This window comes from Paenalcaligenes hominis (assembly GCF_011927625.1).
Classification (GTDB): Bacteria; Pseudomonadota; Gammaproteobacteria; order Burkholderiales; family Burkholderiaceae_B; genus Paenalcaligenes; species Paenalcaligenes hominis.
In genome coordinates, this window is sequence record NZ_JAATIZ010000001.1 from 200,060 (window position 1) to 217,855 (window position 17,796).

18 protein-coding genes and 1 pseudogene are annotated in these 17,796 nt (G+C 48.6%); 16 read left to right on the forward strand and 3 right to left on the reverse strand.

Annotated elements, in window-relative coordinates; translation table 11 throughout:
- Window positions 1-63 precede the first annotated feature (63 nt).
- Window positions 64-716 (forward strand): annotated as a pseudogene (locus tag GGR41_RS00990) (CoA pyrophosphatase).
- Here GGR41_RS00990 and rsgA read toward each other — a convergent pair.
- Window positions 713-1,654, reverse strand: coding sequence for a ribosome small subunit-dependent GTPase A (gene rsgA, locus GGR41_RS00995; RefSeq protein ID WP_167660254.1), 942 nt, complete (start codon window positions 1,652-1,654; stop codon window positions 713-715). The pseudogene GGR41_RS00990 and the gene rsgA sit on opposite strands and share 4 nt — an antisense overlap.
- Window positions 1,641-2,900, reverse strand: a complete 1,260-nt coding sequence (locus tag GGR41_RS01000) for a M48 family metallopeptidase (RefSeq protein ID WP_167660255.1) — start codon at window positions 2,898-2,900, stop codon at window positions 1,641-1,643. Before GGR41_RS01000 ends, rsgA begins: the two co-directional genes overlap by 14 nt.
- 38 nt (window positions 2,901-2,938) lie before the next feature.
- Here GGR41_RS01000 and orn point away from each other — a divergent pair, with 38 nt between their 5' ends.
- From orn to GGR41_RS01075, 15 genes are all read left to right on the forward strand, one after another.
- Window positions 2,939-3,502, forward strand: a complete 564-nt coding sequence (gene orn / locus GGR41_RS01005) for an oligoribonuclease (RefSeq protein WP_167660256.1) — start codon at window positions 2,939-2,941, stop codon at window positions 3,500-3,502.
- 158 nt (window positions 3,503-3,660) lie between these two features.
- A complete protein-coding gene (gene paaA, locus GGR41_RS01010; RefSeq protein WP_167660257.1) occupies window positions 3,661-4,659 on the forward strand; it encodes a 1,2-phenylacetyl-CoA epoxidase subunit PaaA in 999 nt (332 codons plus the stop codon).
- Window positions 4,660-4,672: 13 nt separating this feature from the next.
- Window positions 4,673-4,957: a 1,2-phenylacetyl-CoA epoxidase subunit PaaB gene (paaB, locus tag GGR41_RS01015; protein ID WP_077733562.1), complete on the forward strand. Its 285-nt coding sequence runs from the start codon at window positions 4,673-4,675 to the stop codon at window positions 4,955-4,957.
- Window positions 4,958-4,965: 8 nt separating this feature from the next.
- Window positions 4,966-5,730, forward strand: a complete 765-nt coding sequence (gene paaC, locus GGR41_RS01020; RefSeq protein WP_167660258.1) for a 1,2-phenylacetyl-CoA epoxidase subunit PaaC — start codon at window positions 4,966-4,968, stop codon at window positions 5,728-5,730.
- An 11-nt stretch (window positions 5,731-5,741) separates the two neighbouring features.
- Entirely contained in the window at window positions 5,742-6,227 is a 486-nt protein-coding gene (gene paaD / locus GGR41_RS01025; protein WP_229711099.1) for a 1,2-phenylacetyl-CoA epoxidase subunit PaaD, read from the forward strand.
- A gap of 2 nt (window positions 6,228-6,229) precedes the next feature.
- On the forward strand, window positions 6,230-7,312 hold the full coding sequence (gene paaE, locus GGR41_RS01030; protein WP_167660259.1) for a 1,2-phenylacetyl-CoA epoxidase subunit PaaE: 1,083 nt from the start codon (window positions 6,230-6,232) through the stop codon (window positions 7,310-7,312).
- An 83-nt stretch (window positions 7,313-7,395) separates the two neighbouring features.
- On the forward strand, window positions 7,396-9,072 hold the full coding sequence (gene paaN / locus GGR41_RS01035) for a phenylacetic acid degradation protein PaaN (RefSeq protein WP_167660260.1): 1,677 nt from the start codon (window positions 7,396-7,398) through the stop codon (window positions 9,070-9,072).
- A gap of 10 nt (window positions 9,073-9,082) precedes the next feature.
- Window positions 9,083-9,865 carry a 2-(1,2-epoxy-1,2-dihydrophenyl)acetyl-CoA isomerase PaaG gene (gene paaG, locus GGR41_RS01040; protein WP_167660261.1) on the forward strand — a complete coding sequence of 261 codons (783 nt, stop codon included), beginning with the start codon at window positions 9,083-9,085 and terminating at the stop codon, window positions 9,863-9,865.
- 1 nt (window position 9,866) lies between these two features.
- Window positions 9,867-10,319, forward strand: a complete 453-nt coding sequence (paaI, locus tag GGR41_RS01045; protein ID WP_077733557.1) for a hydroxyphenylacetyl-CoA thioesterase PaaI — start codon at window positions 9,867-9,869, stop codon at window positions 10,317-10,319.
- A gap of 20 nt (window positions 10,320-10,339) precedes the next feature.
- Window positions 10,340-11,656, forward strand: a complete 1,317-nt coding sequence (gene paaK / locus GGR41_RS01050; RefSeq protein WP_167660262.1) for a phenylacetate--CoA ligase PaaK — start codon at window positions 10,340-10,342, stop codon at window positions 11,654-11,656.
- A gap of 110 nt (window positions 11,657-11,766) precedes the next feature.
- Entirely contained in the window at window positions 11,767-12,189 is a 423-nt protein-coding gene (gene acpS, locus GGR41_RS01055) for a holo-ACP synthase (RefSeq protein ID WP_167660263.1), read from the forward strand.
- Between the two features lie 8 nt (window positions 12,190-12,197).
- A complete protein-coding gene (gene nagZ, locus GGR41_RS01060) occupies window positions 12,198-13,253 on the forward strand; it encodes a beta-N-acetylhexosaminidase (protein WP_229711101.1) in 1,056 nt (351 codons plus the stop codon).
- Window positions 13,192-15,030, forward strand: a complete 1,839-nt coding sequence (gene uvrC / locus GGR41_RS01065) for an excinuclease ABC subunit UvrC (protein ID WP_167660264.1) — start codon at window positions 13,192-13,194, stop codon at window positions 15,028-15,030. The genes nagZ and uvrC overlap by 62 nt, the downstream gene beginning before the upstream one ends.
- Before the next feature lie 34 nt (window positions 15,031-15,064).
- A complete protein-coding gene (pgsA, locus tag GGR41_RS01070) occupies window positions 15,065-15,637 on the forward strand; it encodes a CDP-diacylglycerol--glycerol-3-phosphate 3-phosphatidyltransferase (RefSeq protein ID WP_167660265.1) in 573 nt (190 codons plus the stop codon).
- A 2-nt stretch (window positions 15,638-15,639) separates the two neighbouring features.
- Entirely contained in the window at window positions 15,640-16,869 is a 1,230-nt protein-coding gene (locus GGR41_RS01075; protein ID WP_167660266.1) for an MFS transporter, read from the forward strand.
- A 53-nt stretch (window positions 16,870-16,922) separates the two neighbouring features.
- Here the strand turns inward: GGR41_RS01075 and queF are convergent, their stop codons facing one another.
- The gene (queF, locus tag GGR41_RS01080) at window positions 16,923-17,750 is read right to left on the reverse strand and encodes an NADPH-dependent 7-cyano-7-deazaguanine reductase QueF (protein WP_167660267.1); all 828 of its coding nucleotides are present in this window, start codon (window positions 17,748-17,750) and stop codon (window positions 16,923-16,925) included.
- Window positions 17,751-17,796: the final 46 nt, after the last annotated feature.

Genomic DNA, 17,796 nt, shown 5'->3' on the forward strand with positions numbered 1-17,796 from the left:
GCGATCGAAGCATCACGTCTTGGGTATATTCCAGATCAACAGCCGCTACATCATTTACCTCGCTTGCCTCGCATCCCTTCTCGCTATTTGCGTCCAGGCTTTTTACGGCAGCGCTTAGCTCAGCCCATTGATTGGGCAGTAGAGCCTTTATTTGCACAGGAATTTGTCCATACGTTTGCTGCCTACCCAGATGCACGTCAAGCGGCAGTCTGTGTGCCTTTAATTGAACGAGAGCATGGTTTGTCAGTGCTCTTAACACGGCGTGCAGGTCATCTAGTGCATCACGCCGGTCAAATTTGTTTTCCTGGGGGGCGGGTAGAGCATACTGATCAAAGTGCAATTCATACCGCCCTGCGTGAAACCCACGAAGAAGTCGGCATTGCTCCGCACTTTATTCAAGCGCTCAGTGAAGAACCTATTTTATTACTAGCTCTCGCTTTGCCATGCGACCGGTGGTGGCTCTTGTACGGCCCGATTTCCAAATTCATACCGACCCAGCCGAAGTCGCAGAGGTGTTCGAGGTCCCGTTAACGGTACTGATGGATCCTACACACCATCAACTTCATCGCTTACAAAAACCCGAGCAGCCTGTGCGCTATTATTTTTCTATGCGCTGGCAGCACTACTTTATTTGGGGTGCTACTGCGTTAGTGATACGTAATTTGTACCACCATCTAGCGGCTTTAGTTCAACACGTCGAGGCGACAAAGCCTTAGTATTTAGGCTGACTTTCCAGTTCATGTAACAAGCGTTGGTATAAAGCGTAACGATCAGGGTGGATCTGGCCGCTTTCAAAGGCTGCCACCACGCCACACCCTGGTTCATGGCGATGACTACAATTATAAAAACGGCAGTGTTGAATTGGTTCGTGAAACTCGGTAAAGCCACGCACTAAGTCTTCAGCGGTAAGGTGGGCAATACCAAATGCTTGAAAGCCCGGCGAATCAATGATTTTTCCTGTGCTACCCGGAATATGATAGAGCTTGGTACTAGTGGTGGTATGACGCCCTGTCCCTAAGGCTTCAGAGTGTGCTTGGGTGTGGGCTTGAGCCTCGGGAACCAGTGCATTTAAAATCGTCGACTTACCCATGCCACTTTGTCCTAAAAGTAACGTGGTCTTGTCGTGTAAGAGGGCATCAAGTGCGGTGTGAACTTGGTCGGTGTCTAAAGCGTGGACTTCGATAACAGGGACACCAATTTTTATCAGCGGTTGTAAGCGCTCCCTAGCTAAGGGAGTAGTGGCTAAGTCAGCTTTGTTAAGCAAAATAAATGGCGTAATACCAGCTGTCTCAGCAGCTACTAAAGCGCGTCCGGTCAAGTCATCAGAAAACATGGGCTCAGACGCCAGCACAATAAACAACTGATCGATATTGGCCGCAAATTGCTTAGAGCGCATTTCATCTGAGCGGTAAAGCAGGTTGCGCCGCTCGTGCAGCCGTTCAATAGCGGCCCGTTCGCCTTGGGTGCTAAGATCTACCCAGTCTCCTACGCAAATACCACCGCGTTTTCCTCTAGGAAAGCATTTTATGATCTCACCAGAAGCCAGCTCTACAAAATAATGGCGACCGTGACCAGCAATGATTTGACCAGTTTGAGTTGCCGTGGTCGCCGCTTGAGTACCAAGCTGCTGGCGATGAGGTTTAGTTTTTTTCATAAAATTGCTTTAGATAGTGCACACGTTGAACAGCGGCCGGATGGCTAGCGTAATACGCAGAATACAACGGGTCGGGCGTGAGGGTAGCGGCATTGTCGTCATACAGTTTGATCAAGGCTTGAACCAGAAACTCGGGTCTGGACTGTTGCGCCGCAAACGCATCCGCTTGGTACTCGTCTTTGCGTGACAAAAAGCTAAATAATGGCCCAGCCCAAAAGGTAAAAATAGGGACGGTGAGAAAAAATAAAATTAAAGCGAGGCCATCATTAGGACGACTTAACTGGGGCAGTACGCCTAATTCAGTATAAAACCAGACATGTTGCGATAACCAGCCCAGGCAAAGCAGCAACACCAACGACAGCCCAAAAGAAAGCACCATACGTTTGCGTATGTGATGGAACTTAAAGTGCCCTAGCTCATGAGCCAAAACGGCTTCAATCTCATCTTCATTAAGTTTATTTAGCAAGGTGTCAAAAAATACAATACGCTTGTTGTTGCCTATGCCAGTAAAGTAGGCGTTGCCATGGGCAGAGCGCTTGGAGCCATCCATCACAAATAACCCGCTCAGGGTAAAACCACATCGCTGTGCGAGTTGTTCAATACGGTGCTTCAAGTCAGCGCGCTCTAGGGGTTTAAATTGATTAAATAATGGTGCGATCACACTGGGGAATAACCACATTACACAAAGGCTAAAGCTAACCCAAATTAGCCAGGCCCACCATGGCCAAGCGCTACCGGTTGACGCCATTAGCCACAGCACAGCGCTGATTAGGGGTACGCCTAACAGTACACTAAGAAGTAAGGTTTTAATTAAATCGCTAACAAATAACCGGGGGGTCATACGGTTAAAACCAAAACGTTGTTCAAGTACAAAGGTGCGCCACACAGTAAAAGGCAACTGCACTAGCCCGCCCAAAAAAAATACGCTACCAATTAAAGCCAGTTGCCTGAGCCAGTCATTGTCTAGGGTACGAGCCCAAAATGTGTCTAACCATTGTAGTCCGCCCAGTAATAACAACCCGACTAGCAGAGCGGTATCAACCGTGCTTTCTAACAGCGAAAGTTGCGCGCGGGCAGAGGTATATTTTGCTGCACGTTGGTGGCTACGTAAGCTAATATGGTGGCTGAACTCGGCTGGTACCTGATCTTGGTAGGCACGTACATGGCGTATTTGACGTAACGCCAGATAATTACGTACGCTGAAATCAGCAACGAGAAAAATAACGAACAAAACGAGCAGTGTCATAAGGCAGTGCCTAAATTATTTTTAAGGATTTACTAGTAATGACAGTCAAGGACCAACGCCTAGTGTGGTTAGACATGGAAATGACGGGATTAGACCCTGAAAAAGAGCGCATTATTGAGGTGGCCGTTGTGGTAACCGAAGCCGATTTGACCTTGGTTGCCGAAGGGCCTGTACTTGTTATACACCAAAGTAATGCGTTACTGGACGCAATGGATAACTGGAATAAAGGCACGCACGGGAATAGCGGTCTAATTGATAAGGTCAAGGCATCAACGTTAACGGAAGCCGAAGCTGAGGACATTTTACTGGAATTCCTTAAAAAACACGTGCCTAGTGGTAAATCTCCTTTATGTGGTAACACCATCAGCCAAGACCGTCGGTTTATGTACAAATACATGCCACGTTTAGAGCAGTTCTTTCATTACCGTAATCTGGATGTCAGCACCTTAAAGGAAATTGCGCTACGGTGGAAACCTGCTGTGGTGAAAAGCTTTGTAAAACAAAACAAACACGAAGCCCTGGCTGATATTTATGAGTCCATTAATGAGCTCAAACATTACCGCGAGCATTTTTTAAATTTAGAGCCGACAGCACAAAATTAAAGGACTGGGTTTCTAACAGTCCACCCTCTGGACGCCCGATGCTAAGGGAAAATCCTAGCATCAGGGCGTCTTTTTACGCGTTAATATGATACTAATTATTAACTACTATCAGTAAAACTGTATAGTATTAAATTTCATAGATATAAACGGAGGCGTATATGTATGCCCAACTAGTAGATACCGGATTAAGTCGCGTGCAAAGCGACGCTGATTTGTCCGCATTGGAAAAACAGTTTCAAGAGCGTATTGATGCGGGTATACGCATGGAGCCCCAAGATTGGATGCCCGACGCGTATCGTCGTACTTTGGTACGCCAAATCTCCCAACATGCGCATTCCGAAGTAGTCGGCATGTTACCCGAAGGCAACTGGGTGACGCGTGCGCCTTCTTTAAAGCGTAAAGCGATTTTGCTTGCCAAAATTCAAGATGAGGCAGGGCATGGTTTGTATTTATACAGTGCGGCCGAGACCTTAGGCGTAGAGCGTGAGGATCTGATTGCAGAACTGCACGCAGGGCGCGCTAAATATTCCAGTATTTTTAACTATCCCACGCTAAATTGGGCGGACATTGGCATGATTGGCTGGTTAGTGGATGGCTCGGCCATTATTAACCAGGTGCCATTATGTCGTTGTTCATATGGCCCCTATGCACGCGCAATGGTGCGTGTCTGTAAAGAGGAGTCTTTCCATCAGCGTCAGGGATACGATTTGCTATTAGAAATGTGCTTAAACGGTACGCCCGAGCAAAAAGCCATGTGCCAAGACGCTTTTAACCGCTGGTGGTGGCCAGCGCTCATGATGTTTGGGCCTTCTGATGGCGAGTCCGTCCACAGTGCGCAATCCATGAAATGGCGCATTAAACTTTTTTCAAATGACGAGCTACGTCAAAAAATGGTGGACCAAACCGTGCCTCAAGCAGAGTATCTGGGCTTAACTGTGCCAGACCCTGATCTTCGCTGGAACGAAGAGCGAGGTCATTATGATTTTGGTGAAATTGATTGGGACGAGTTTTGGGCGGTATTGGCCGGCAATGGGCCCTGCAACAAAGAACGCTTACAAACACGCGTTGATGCCCATGAAAACGGGGCTTGGGTGCGAGACGCTTTTATGGCCTATGCCGAAAAGCAAGAGCAGAGAAAAGCCAAGCAGGTTGCGTAACTAGGAGAATAAAATGAGTCAAAAAAATTGGCCATTGTGGGAAGTGTTTATTCGTAGCCAACATGGTTTGGCTCATAAACACGTGGGCAGCCTTCATGCGTCTGATGAGCAAATGGCGATTAATAATGCCCGCGACGTTTACACCCGTCGTAACGAAGGGGTCAGTATTTGGGTAGTCAAAGCCATGGATATCGTGGCCAGTAGCCCTGATGATAAAGATCCCTTGTTTGATCCTGCCCAAAGCAAAGTCTATCGCCACCCTACGTTTTTCCCTATGCCTGACGGCATTAAAATGTAGGAGCAGGCATGAGTCAGGAATTATTCAATTACGCGCTGCGTTTAGGTGATAGTGCCATGGTACTGTCACAACGTCTCTGTGAGTGGACAGGTCATGGTCCTGCGCTGGAAGAGGAGCTGGCCACAGCTAACACGGCTTTAGATCTGATCGGTCAAGCGCGTATGTGGTTAACCTTTGCGGGTGAAATCGAAGGCAAAGGCCGTGATGAAGATGCATTGGCCTACCTACGCGATACGCACGATTACTTTAACTATCTAATCGTAGAGCGCCCAAATGGTCATTATGGCGACACCATGGCCCGTCAGTTTTTATTTGATGTATGGCATTACTTTCTCTTGCGTCGCTTAACTCAATCTTCTAACGAGCGTGTGCAAGAGATTGCTGTGAAGTCGCTAAAAGAAGTCACCTATCACGTGCGACGTTCTATGGATTTAATTGTGAGGTTGGGCGACGGTACCGAGCAAAGCCACGCGCGAATGCAAGAGTCGATTAACGATGCGTGGAAGCACGTGGGCGAGTTGTTCTTAGATGATGAGGTAACGCGTGTTTTACACGAGCAAGGCATTGCGACGTTGCACGCTTCGTTGTGGGACGAGTGGTTCGAGCAAGTTTCTGAGGTATTAACTGAAGCCACCTTAACCATTCCTGCTAAAGAGGATGCATTCCATAAGGCGCATCGTGGTGGCACCCACGGTCATCATACCGAAGCACTCGGCTTTTTATTAGCGGAAATGCAGGTGTTACAGCGCACCTATCCCGGTGCTACGTGGTAAAGAGGTAGCTTATGATCGACGCACAAACTGTGATGCAATGGTTAGACACTGTGCCAGACCCAGAAATACCAGTTATTTCATTGGTTGACTTAGGCATTGTGCGTGATATTGCCTGGGAAGATAACACCTGTGTCATCACTATCACGCCCACTTATTCGGGCTGTCCTGCGATGTACGAGATGGAACAAAGTATCGTACAGACACTAGAAAAGCAGGGGGTTAAGGCCAAGGTAAAGACAAGCTTAAGTCCAGCTTGGACCACCGATTGGATCAGTGCAAAAGGGCGTGAAGCGTTAAAAAACTATGGTATTGCTCCCCCAAAGGAAAAAGCCATTGATGTATCAGGCTTATTGCGTCGTACAGAGCCCGCTGTGGACTGTCCACTCTGTCATTCCTTGAACACACGAGTCGTCAGTCAGTTTGGGTCTACCCCTTGCAAAGCCTTATATCGCTGTATGCAATGCGGTGAACCGTTTGATTATTTCAAGGCGCATTAACCATGAGTCAGTTTTATCCATTAAAAGTCTCGTCCATAGAGCGCACCACACGTGATGCCGTCGTGGTGGCCTTCGAGGTACCTAACGACCTAACAGAGAAATTTCTTTTTCGTCCTGGGCAGTATTTGAACGTACGTACCCAAGTCAATGGCGAAGAGTTGCGTCGCTCGTATTCTATTTGTGCCGCCCCTCATGATAATTTATTGCGTGTGGCTGTAAAACGCGTCGCTGACGGAGCGTTTTCTAGTTGGGCTAACGCCCATCTTGAGGTAGGCAGCACTTTAGACGTGATGCCGCCCGATGGCAGCTTTACAGTAGATTTTGACCCTGAAAACCAACGCGGCTATGCAGCATTTGCTGTGGGCAGTGGTATTACGCCTATTTTATCGTTGGTTAAGACCGCTCTCGATACCGAGCCAAACAGCACTTTTACGTTGTTTTATGCTAATCGGGCTTCGTCATCGATTATGTTCCGCGAGGAAATTGAAGACTTAAAAAATCGTTATATGAATCGATTCTCGGTGGTTTACATCATGAGCCGCGAGTTACAAGACATTGATTTATTTAACGGCCGTCTGGACGCTGAAAAAGTAGATCAGCTGCTTTCTGTTTGGTTGCCTCCTGAAAAAATTGATTATGCGTTTGTCTGTGGTCCGCACGACATGACCGAACAGGTGGTGTCCACGCTTAAGGCCAAAGGGTTAACCAAGGATCAAATCAAATATGAACTCTTTGGTGCGCCTAAAGGGCCACGTACTACGGCATCCGGAGCAGCACCACGACAAGCACCTGGTGCAGAAGACTGTCAGTTGACGATCATTCAAGACGGTTTTACGCGTGATATTACGATCAAGAAAAACCATTTAAGCTTGGTTGATGCGGCGATGGAACAAGGCATCGAGCTCCCTTACTCGTGCAAGGGCGGTGTCTGTTCTACCTGCCGCTGTAAAGTCGTTGAAGGTGAAGTAGATATGGATGCTAACTTTGCTTTAGAAGACTACGAGGTCAATATGGGCTTTGTACTCAGTTGCCAGAGTTTCCCTGTTACTGACAAAGTGGTTATCGACTTCGATCAAGAAACCTAATCTCTGAGTGGGGCACACGGTTGCCCCATTCTGCCTTTATATTTATTGAAATATAAATAGTTAACGTCCAAAGGAGATATTGCATGGCTAATGATTTTTTTACCGCCCATAAAGCTACTTTAGATCGCGCTTTAGAGGCGATAGCCACACGCGAATACTGGACCCCTTTTCCAGAAATGCCCAGCCCACGTGTGTATGGCGAAGAGGCAGCAAGCCAAGGTCAAGCTGCTTTCGAAGCGTTTCGGAACACCAATTATCCGTTGCAGCTAGATGGGGCCACCAAAACCGTAGGCCAAGAGCGTTCTCCTTATGGGTTTGATCTGAATATCCGTTACCCATTTGTAGAAGCTAACCAACTTATAGAGCAATCGTCTTTGGCTTTAGATAGCTGGCGCGAAGCAGGCCCTGAGGCCTGGGTAGGAGTGTGTTTAGAGGCACTAAGCCGTCTCAATAAACGTAGCTTTGAAATTGCGAATGCTGTGCAACACACCAGCGGTCAAGCCTTTATGATGGCTTTTCAGGCCGGTGGCCCACACGCTCAAGATCGTGGCCTCGAGGCCGTCACCTACGCGTGGCAAGAAATGTCCCGCACGCCAGCTTTAGCAAATTGGGTCAAGCCACAAGGCAAGCACGATCCTATCGATATGCAAAAGCAATTTACCGTGGTGCCCCGCGGCATTGGTTTGGTCATTGGCTGCTCAACCTTCCCAACGTGGAATAGTTACCCAGGTTTATTTGCGTCGTTAGCTACAGGAAACACGGTCATTGTAAAGCCCCACCCCGGTGCAATCTTGCCATTAGCTATAACGGTATCGGTATTGCGCGAGGTGCTAAGCGAAGCCGGCTTTAACCCAAATGTGGTGTTGTTGGCTGCACACGAGGCCGATGATCAGGTCGCACAGCAGTTGTCGTTACATCCTGCTGTTAAAATTATCGACTACACAGGTAGCAGTGCCACAGGAAACTATTTAGAGCAGCATGCACGTCAAGCTTTGGTCTATACCGAAAAGGCTGGCGTTAACCAAATTATTATTGATTCAGCCCCTGATATCAAAGCTGTGGCGCGCAATTTGGCTTTTTCTTTTGCCTTATACTCTGGGCAAATGTGTACTGCACCACAAAATATTTACGTGCCTCGCACGGGAATACAAACCGATGCAGGTCATCTAAGCTTTGACGAGGTGTGTGCCGCTCTGGGGCACGCCGTGGAACGCTTATGCTCAGATCCAGCCCGTGCGGTAGAAATTACGGGGGCGCTACAAAATGATCTCACCGCACAGCGCGTGGCAGAGGCCAAAGCGCTAGGCTTAGAGGTGATTGTAGATAGCCAGCCCCTAGCCCATCCGGTTTACGAGCAGGCTCGCACAGCAACCCCCCTCTTACTGAAAACCGATGCGTCTAACCCCCATATCATGCAAGAATGGTTTGGCCCTATTATTTTTGTAGTGGCTACGGACTCCACCGAGCATAGTATTGAGCTGGCTGGGTCAACCGTTATCGAGCATGGTGCATTAACTTTATCGGCCTACACCACTAATAAAGACACCGCAACCGCTATCCGCAAGATGGCTGAGCGCAGTGGGGTGTCCTTATCGTTAAATTTGACAGGGGCTGTTTTCATTAATCAAACAGCTGCCTACAGTGATTTCCATGGAACCGGTGCAAACCCAGCTGCAAATGCCGCCTTATCGGATGCTGCCTATGTGGCCAATCGCTTCCGCGTAGTGCAAACGCGTTGGCATACTGAGCAAACTCTCTAAGGAAATAACGATGAATTACGTATGCATTAAATTCGAGTTGACAGAGAGCACTGCTCATATCCGCTTAAACCGCCCCGACAAGCTCAACAGTTTTACGGTACAAATGCACGAAGAGTTAGCCGATGCCTTAAATCGTGTCGAGGCGCAAGGGGTACGTGTATTGGTTCTTTCAGGCGAAGGGCGAGGCTTTTGTGCCGGTCAAGATCTATCTGAACGTCAAATGAACAGTGGCGAGATCGACTTGGGTCATACTGTAGATACTTACTACGCACCCTTAGTGCGTCGTCTGCGCGCTATGCCTTGGCCTGTGGTGGTGGGGGTGAATGGGGTGGCAGCAGGGGCCGGCGCTAATTTAGCTTTGGCTGGCGATATTGTGATTGCCACAGAATCAGCCAGCTTTATTCAACCATTTTGTCGTTTAGGCTTGCTGCCTGATACGGGTGGTACTTACTTTTTACCGCGTTTGGTCGGCGAGGCTCGTGCTAAAGGTCTAGCCCTGCTTGGCGAAAAACTAACAGCGACGCAGGCCGCGCAGTGGGGGCTCATCTGGGAGTGCGTGGCAGATGATGCTTTTGAGGCGCGTTTAAACTCCTTATGCGAGCACTTTGCTACGGCCCCGACTAAAGGTTTAGCTGCAAGCAAACACGCCATACAGGTCAGCTTAGATCACACTTTAGATCAGCAGTTGGACCTAGAGCGCGACACCATGCGTCAATTAGGTCAAAGCGCTGACTATGCCGAAGGTGTAGACGCATTTATGAATAAACGTCAACCTCAGTTCAAAGGAAAATAGCATGGCGCTACCGACGGACCCACAAGCTTTGGCCGAACACGTTACGACGTATATGTATAACAATGATCCTGCCTCCCAAGCCTTAGGAGCTCGTATTACCCACGTAGCACCAGGGGCGGCGCGCATGAGCATGACAGTACGTGCTGACATGCTGAATGGGCACAAAACCTGTCATGGTGGTTTTATTTTTGCGTTAGCAGATAGCACCTTTGCATTCGCTTGTAATTCCCGCAATCTTCCCACGGTGGCAGCTGGCTGTTCTATTGATTATGTAGCACCAGCATTCGAAGGGGATCAGCTAGAGGCCAATGCGACAGAATACCACTTAGCCGGTCGCACCGGTGTGTATGATGTCGAAGTCACAAATCAGCAAGGACAACGTATTGCTATATTTCGAGGTCGTTCCTATCGCTTGCGTGGTGCAGTGGTAGAGGACCCTCAAGCCAATCAGTAAAGTAGGGCAGGAGACTCTAAATGTCAGTATCAACACAGCACGTCGGTAAAGACCGTATAGAACACGCAAGTCGTGATGAAATTCAAGCCTTGCAGCTTGAGCGTTTAAAGTGGAGTCTGCAGCACGCCTATGACAACGTGCCGTATTACCGTAAAAAGTTCGATGAGGCCGGCGTACACCCTAGCGACTTAAAGCAGCTTTCTGATCTAGCTAAATTTCCTTTCACCACTAAAAACGATTTACGTGAGAACTACCCATTTGGCATGTTTGCTGTCCCCCGCGAACAAGTATCACGTATTCATGCTTCAAGTGGCACCACGGGTAAACCTACTGTGGTGGGATATACGGCCCAAGATATTTCCAATTGGGCCGATTTGGTCGCGCGCTCTTTATGGGCAGCGGGCACCCGTCCTGGTGATATTGTCCACGTGGCCTATGGCTATGGCTTATTTACTGGGGGCTTAGGAGCCCATTATGGCGCCGAACGATTAGGATGTTCTGTCGTTCCTATGTCAGGCGGCCAGACTGAAAAACAGGTTCAACTCATCCGCGATTTCCAACCCAGCACCATTATGGTGACGCCTTCTTATTTTTGTAATATTCTCGAGGAAATGGAACGTCAAGGCATGGATCCCCATGACAGCTCGTTACGTATAGGGGTGTTTGGTGCAGAGCCTTGGACTGGGCAAATGCGCGCTGATATTGAAGCCCGAGGTGGTTTAGATGCAGTGGATATTTATGGTCTGTCCGAGGTTATGGGGCCTGGCGTTGCTATGGAGTGTGCAGAAACCAAAGACGGCCCGGTCATCTGGGAAGACCACTTTTACCCTGAAATTATCAACCCTGAAACCGGTGAGCCTGTGGCCGACGGCGAGGAAGGCGAGCTTGTATTTACCTCGCTAACCAAAGAGGCTATGCCGATTATCCGTTATCGTACCCGCGACCTCAGCCGTTTATTACCACCGACGGCACGTAATATGCGTCGCATGGGCAAGATTACGGGGCGTACTGATGACATGCTTATCATTCGCGGGGTAAATTTATTCCCTACCCAAGTCGAAGAGCTGGTTTTGGCTATTCCTGAGTTAGCCGCTCAGTATCAGCTTATTGTGTCTCGTAATGGAAATATGGACGAGCTCGAGGTCTTAGCAGAGATTCGATCCGAGTTCGAACACTTTGATCAAGACCGTCGCGATGCCCTTTGTTCGCGCTTACGTCAAGCCATCAAAAACAACATTGGGGTCAGCGCTCGTATCCAATTGCGTGAACCAGGTCAGGTCGAGCGTACCGTAACAGGTAAAGCGCGTCGTGTTGTGGATCTGCGCCAAAAAAACTAGTTTAACCCTGCTGTCATGCACGGTTGTTTGCCGATATGCCTTCATTCGCATATCGGTTTTTTTTTGGGTGCAGGGTATGATGAGGGTTTGAGATTTAGGATGGAGTCACAATGGCAGCCATAGCAGGCATTGGAACGGATATTATGTATATTTCCCGAATCCAAGCGTCTTATGATCGCTTTGGGGAGCGTTTTTTAACGCGTATTCTTGGTGAGCACGAGAAGCTCGTTTTTCAGCGTCGTTATGCGCGCGACCCAAAGCGTGGTATGCGCTTTCTTGCTACCCGATTTGCTGCAAAAGAGGCTTTCTCTAAGGCCATTGGTTTAGGCATGCGTATGCCTATGGCTTGGTCAAGAATGCAAACCTTAAATGCACCCAGTGGTAAACCGATGGTGGTTTTAAGCCCCGAACTCCAGGCATGGTACCAGACACGTTTTGGTGCGGCTCATATTACGCTTACTGATGAGTCAGATTTGGTCATGGCTTTTGCAGTGGTTGAGTCATTGCCCTCAGCCTCAACAACGATTAACTAAGGATTAAAATGGTAGAACAGCAGCTTGCTCTTGGCCCAGTTATGGTAGATGTGGCTGGTTTAGAGTTAACCGAACAAGAAAAAAAACGTTTACAGCACCCCTTGGTTGGAGGGGTCATTTTGTTTGCCCGTAACTACCAAAGTCGAGCTCAATTACAACAACTCTGTGCAGAGATTCATGCGTTACGTCAACCTCCGCTCTTAATCGCAGTGGATCACGAAGGCGGTCGCGTGCAACGTTTCAAAGAAGATGGGTTTACGCATTTACCTGCGATGCGCGAATTAGGCCGCGTCTGGGATAGCGACCCAGCGCTTGCCGTTAAACTGGCCACAGCCATTGGCTATATCTTGGCAGCCGAGCTACGCGCCTGTGGGGTTGATTTTAGCTTTACACCGGTTTTAGATTTGGATTACGAGTGCAGTCAGGTCATTGGCAGCCGAGCCTTCCACACTCAACCACAAACCGTAGCACGTCTAGCAGAGGCTCTTGCGCATGGTTTACAGCAGGCGGGCATGGGTGCCTGTGGCAAACATTTTCCGGGTCATGGCGCTGTAGAGGCTGACTCCCATCACGAAGTTCCTATTGATAACCGCGACTTACAAACCATTTTAGACAATGATGCCGCACCTTATGGCTGGCTAGGGGGTACGGTAATCCAAGCCGTTATGCCAGCGCATGTCATTTATCCACAAGTCGATCCACAACCTGCTGGCTTTTCTTCTTTCTGGATTCAGCGGGTGCTGCGTCAAGCCTTAGCCTATAACGGTATGGTGTTTTCCGATGACTTAACCATGGAAGGCGCCACCGTGGCTGGCGATATCCTAGCGCGTGCCGAGGCCGCACTACACGCCGGATGTGATATGGTTTTAGTGTGTAATCGTCCTGATTTGGCCGATGAGCTCTTGACGCGTTTAACATGGACGATGCCAGCTCAATCTATGCAGCGTTTACTTGATTTGTATCCTATTGACAATGCCTTAGTGTGGGAATCCCTACAAGCCGATGAGCACTACCAACAAGCCCAGCAACTTCGATCTCAATACTTTTCTTCGTCAGCTACCTAATTTACCCGGTGTGTATCGGCACATTAGTGCCGATGACGATGTGCTGTATGTAGGCAAAGCGCGCGATTTAAAAAAACGGGTTTCCTCGTATTTTCAAAAAAATCTCAGCAGCCCACGCATAGCGCAGATGGTAAAGCAAATCGCTCGTATTGATATTACAGTGACGCGCACCGAGGCTGAAGCGTTGATACTAGAAAACAACCTCATCAAACGCCTGCAGCCTCGCTACAACATTCTGTTCAGAGACGATAAGTCGTACCCATACTTAATGTTTAGTGCGCACGAGGTTCCCCGAATTGCGTACTTTCGTGGCAATACCAATCAGCCGGGCAGTTTTTATGGGCCATACCCTAATGCATGGGCGGTTCGTGAAAGTATGCAAATACTTCAGCGTGTATTTAGACTTCGTAGCTGCGAGGATGGGGTCTATGCCAATCGTTCACGTCCCTGCCTTCTTTATCAGATTAAACGGTGTTCGGGCCCGTGTGTGGGGCTAATTAGTCCTGAGGACTACACCGCAGATGTGGCGCGAGCCCAGCAGTTTCTCGATGGTGATGCTTCAGGGGTCATGGGACAGATCGAGCGTAAAATGCAGCATGCTTCAGATAACTTAGAATTCGAGCAAGCGGCCTTATACCGCGACCAGATGAAAGCATTAGCTACTATTTTGCAGCAGCAGTCTATGGAAAACCACAGTAACGAGGACGCCGATATTATTGCGGTAGTCGCAGCAGGGGGACGCGTGTGCGTGAACTTAGCTATGGTGCGAGGTGGGCGTCATCTGGGTGACCGCGCCTTTTTTCCGACTCAAGTCAGTGACATGTCACTCACAGAGGTGCTCGAGGCATTTATTAGTCAACACTACATCGAACGTCCTCTGCCCGCCTTGTTGGTAACGAATCAACCCATTGTCGATAACGAGCTTTTTGCTATGTTGGCCGAGCAAACAGGGATGAAAACACGCCTTATTAATCGGCCCCAAGGAACGCGTAAAAAGTGGCTAGAACAAGCCGAAACAAATGCTAATTTAGCACTTGGACGTTTCTTAAATGAATCCATCAGTCGAGCTGCCCGCACCTTGGCCTTGGCCGAACTTTTAGGTTTAGATACCGAACCCGAAGCCCTAGAGCAATTGCACATCGAGTGCTTTGACATTAGCCATACGGCAGGCGAGGCCACACAAGCCTCTTGTGTAGTGTATAAAAATCATGCGCTTCAGCCATCGTTGTATAGACGCTACAATATTGTGGGCATTACAGAGGGCGACGACTATGCCGCAATGCGTCAGGTATTGCGGCGCCGCTTTGAACGCGTTGCTGAAGGTCTGGCAGCCTTACCTGATGTGGTGTTAATTGACGGTGGCAAAGGGCAACTCAATATTGCCATAGAGGTATTTGCTGATCTTGGGTTAGATACGCGGGTTCTGGTGGGCGTCGCTAAAGGTGAAGGCCGTAAAGTCGGGCTAGAGACCTTGTTTTTTGCGGATCACCGAGTGCCTGTGCAGCTTGGTGTAGAGTCTGCTGCCTTGATGTTAGTGGCTGAAATTCGGGACGAAGCGCATCGCTTTGCTATTACAGGCATGCGTGCCAAACGGGCTAAAGCTCGCTCAGTATCGCGACTAGAAGACATTGATGGCGTGGGTCCTAAACGCAGGCAGCGGCTTTTGATGCGTTTTGGGGGCTTATCTGGGGTGTCAAATGCCAGTATCGAAGAGCTCGCCTCCGTCGAAGGAATTTCAGCAGCGCTAGCAGAGCGTATCTATTTTGCGTTACGCTAAGCATATACCCCGTTACTATTCAGAAGTCAGAGTTATGCCATTTAATTTACCTATCGCCCTAACTTGGCTCCGTATTGTTTTCATACCGCTGATTTTGCTGTTGTATTATGTGCCGCACGCATGGTGGACCGATATAACACGCGATAATATTGCGGCATGGGTGTTTATTATTGCGGCCATTACCGACTGGTTTGATGGTTGGCTGGCTCGACGCTGGAACCAGACCTCGGCATTTGGCGCTTTTTTAGATCCAGTGGCGGATAAGCTCATGGTGTCAGCAGCACTACTGATTTTATTAAGTATCGGTCGAGTCGATGCCGTGATTGCCTTTATTATTATTGGGCGTGAGATTACGATTTCCGCTCTACGCGAGTGGATGGCTCAAATAGGAGCTAGTGCCAGTGTCGCGGTTAGTTGGCTAGGAAAGTTTAAAACGGCAGCGCAGATGGTAGCTATTCCCTGCTTGCTCTACTACGAAAATGTATATGGTGTGTCAGCGCGTTGGGTTGGGCAAATTCTTATTATTGTGGCTGCCATTTTAACTGTCTGGTCTATGCTGTATTACTTGCGCAAGGCGTGGCCTGAAATTCTAAAGCGGAGCCTTTAACCATGACAAGTACTGCGCTGGGTTCAGCCCAAGTTAAAAATCGTGACTGGGCTATCATCACGCTTCTAGGCTTAATTCATTCCAGTTCCCATTTTTTTCAGCTGATTCTCCCCACTTTATTCGTATACCTGCACCACGATTATGGCTATGACTATGTTCAGCTTGGTTTTTTGGTGTCCTGTTTTTATTTGGTGTCTGGCCTAGGCCAAGCGTCCTCAGGGTTTATTGTGGATCGCATTGGTCCAGCTCCCGTTATGTATTTTGGCTTGGGCGCTTTTGTGGCCTCAGCCAGTCTTATGGCATTAGCGCCTAATTACGGTGTTTTGGTGTTGGCTGCTATTGTCGGTGGTGCAGGCAATTCCATCTTTCATCCTGTTGACTACACCATTATCAATCACCGCATAAGCGCTGCGCGCTTGGGTCATGCCTACAGTGTGCATGGTTTTACCGGGTATTTAGGCTGGGCAGCCACTCCTCTGTTTATCACCGTATTAGGCTCAGCCTACGGGTGGCGCTTTGCTGTTATGATGGCCGCCGTCCTTATTGGGGTGCTATTAGCCGTTAGTATTTGGCAACGTGAATTATGGGGGACAGCCCCGCAAAGTAGTGACAGCAAACACATCGCTTCCCAAAGCATCGGTCAAACGTTGGTTTTCCTATTACGCCAACCCGCCTTATGGTGTGCTTTTTTATTTTTTGCCTTTAGCTCAGCGGCGCTGTCAGCCATTCAAAACTATTCCATTCCCTTATTGTCTAGCGTGTATGGCCTAAGCCAGGTTCTGGCCGGCTCAACTTTATCTGCTTATATGGTGGCGGCGGCAATTGGCATGATCGGGGGAGGCTTTTTAGTCGGAGCCAGTAAAAAAACAGAACGTATTATTTTTGTTATGTTGTGTTTAGCGGGCGCGTGTATGCTTTTACTTGCGCTCCATGTCGTGAATGCTTCCGTAGCAATCGTTCTAGTTGTACTAGGTGGGGTGTGTTCAGGCGTAGCAGCGCCGTCACGTGACATGTTAATTCGTCGTGTGACACCTAAAGGGGCGACCGGCTCAGTGTATGGGTTGGTGTATTCGGGTATGGATGTAGGGGCAGCAATTGCCCCCGTTGTCTTTGGGCATTTGATTGATGCCCAATTTGAGCGCGCGCCCTGGTACGGTGGGGCCGTAGCCTTCGTTTTCTCGGCGGTATTAGCCGTGGCGGTGGCAAAAGGGGCAGCTCGGCAAAAAGCCTAAACTTATCCAAACAAAAAAGCACTTTAACTAGAAATGTTAAAGTGCTTTTTTAATTATTGCCGCTCAGTGCGCTGGTTAGGAACTGCTTTCACGTAATTGCTACGCCATGGGTTAATGTCAAGCCCACCCCGACGCGTATATCGAGCCATAACAAAGAGCTCTTCTGGTTGGCATCGCTGCATTAAGTCGTGATAGATACGTTCTACGCAATGCTCATGAAATTCGGTATGTTTTCTAAAAGACACGATATACCGCAACAAGGCAGCGTGATCTATCGCCGTGCCTGTGTAGCTGATTTGAACCGTACCCCAGTCAGGCTGCCCAGTGACAGGGCAATTTGATTTAAGTAGATGGGATACCAGGGTTTCAGTTCTCGTGCCTTGTTCTGCATTGCAGGTTAGTAGCTCGGGAGCTGGCTGGTAATGCGTAATCGCCACATCCAATTGATCAATGCAGGTACCTTCAAGCGGTTGCGCGCGTGGGCCTTCGTAGTGCTCTAATAAATACAGTTGGACGTCAACCTCAGACTGCGTAAGCGCAGACAGATCGCGTACCAAAAGCGTTTTTACATCCTCTTGTGCAGCAAAGTGCGTTTCGTTTAACGAGTTCAAATACAATTTAAACGACTTGGACTCTACCAGAAAAGGGCTATGCCATGGAAAAGAAAAACGACCTATCGCCACAATAGGCTTACCTTTCTCGTTAAGCCATGAAAGTTCATACGCGTACCAAATGTCTTCACCTAACCAGTTTTCAGGAAGAGTTAAGTGCGTACGATTTGGGGCTCTTTCTATAGCAAATAGTACGTTGGGATCATAACGAGTAGGGTAGTGCACCTCGTTACCTAAAGGTGAATCAGAAATAGAGTGAGATGAGCGCATAACAGAAAGTCTAAATAGAATGAAAAAGTGCACTTATTTCATAATG

Coding starts and splice junctions, on each gene's coding strand:
- paaN (WP_167660260.1), top strand. CDS start 7,396: ATGGCTAATGATTTTTTTACCGCCCATAAAGCTACTTTAGATCGCGCT.
- GGR41_RS01075 (WP_167660266.1), top strand. CDS start 15,640: ATGACAAGTACTGCGCTGGGTTCAGCCCAAGTTAAAAATCGTGACTGG.
- queF (WP_167660267.1), bottom strand. CDS start 17,750: ATGCGCTCATCTCACTCTATTTCTGATTCACCTTTAGGTAACGAGGTG.
- rsgA (WP_167660254.1), bottom strand. CDS start 1,654: ATGAAAAAAACTAAACCTCATCGCCAGCAGCTTGGTACTCAAGCGGCG.
- paaD (WP_229711099.1), top strand. CDS start 5,742: ATGATCGACGCACAAACTGTGATGCAATGGTTAGACACTGTGCCAGAC.
- uvrC (WP_167660264.1), top strand. CDS start 13,192: ATGAGCACTACCAACAAGCCCAGCAACTTCGATCTCAATACTTTTCTT.
- GGR41_RS01000 (WP_167660255.1), bottom strand. CDS start 2,900: ATGACACTGCTCGTTTTGTTCGTTATTTTTCTCGTTGCTGATTTCAGC.
- paaB (WP_077733562.1), top strand. CDS start 4,673: ATGAGTCAAAAAAATTGGCCATTGTGGGAAGTGTTTATTCGTAGCCAA.
- acpS (WP_167660263.1), top strand. CDS start 11,767: ATGGCAGCCATAGCAGGCATTGGAACGGATATTATGTATATTTCCCGA.
- paaA (WP_167660257.1), top strand. CDS start 3,661: ATGTATGCCCAACTAGTAGATACCGGATTAAGTCGCGTGCAAAGCGAC.
- nagZ (WP_229711101.1), top strand. CDS start 12,198: ATGGTAGAACAGCAGCTTGCTCTTGGCCCAGTTATGGTAGATGTGGCT.
- paaG (WP_167660261.1), top strand. CDS start 9,083: ATGAATTACGTATGCATTAAATTCGAGTTGACAGAGAGCACTGCTCAT.
- pgsA (WP_167660265.1), top strand. CDS start 15,065: ATGCCATTTAATTTACCTATCGCCCTAACTTGGCTCCGTATTGTTTTC.
- paaK (WP_167660262.1), top strand. CDS start 10,340: ATGTCAGTATCAACACAGCACGTCGGTAAAGACCGTATAGAACACGCA.
- paaC (WP_167660258.1), top strand. CDS start 4,966: ATGAGTCAGGAATTATTCAATTACGCGCTGCGTTTAGGTGATAGTGCC.
- paaI (WP_077733557.1), top strand. CDS start 9,867: ATGGCGCTACCGACGGACCCACAAGCTTTGGCCGAACACGTTACGACG.
- paaE (WP_167660259.1), top strand. CDS start 6,230: ATGAGTCAGTTTTATCCATTAAAAGTCTCGTCCATAGAGCGCACCACA.
- orn (WP_167660256.1), top strand. CDS start 2,939: ATGACAGTCAAGGACCAACGCCTAGTGTGGTTAGACATGGAAATGACG.